This window comes from Vibrio sp. 811 (assembly GCF_033339195.1).
The window spans coordinates 283-545 of the sequence record NZ_JAWOUB010000818.1 but is presented as its reverse complement, the minus strand read 5'-3'; the positions used below and the strand labels follow the sequence as shown (position 1 = coordinate 545).

At 48.7% G+C, this 263-nt stretch carries 1 protein-coding gene; it reads left to right on the top strand.

Going from position 1 to position 263, the window contains the following annotated elements; all coding sequences use genetic code 11:
- A partial coding sequence (locus tag R7Q46_RS29580) for a DUF484 family protein (protein WP_318078638.1) occupies positions 1-263 on the top strand: 263 nt, incomplete at both ends.

Sequence of the window (263 nt, the reverse complement as noted above, 5' to 3'; positions counted from 1 at the left end):
TAGAGCTAAAAGCCAAAGATCTCGGACTGCGTGCGTATGTTCGCTTGTTTAGCCAATGCAATGCATCGACGCAACTTAGCAAAGAACATTACCAGCGTTTTGCGACCAACCACCTAAATGGCAAAGAGGCTTATTTGGGCCGCTTGCGTAAAGTGGATCGTGAAGCGTTGTTTGGCAATATGGATGTGCCAGAAATGGGTTCCTATGTGGTACTGCCGCTGGTGAAGAAGCAGACGCTTGGCGTGCTTGCGTTTTCTAGCGAA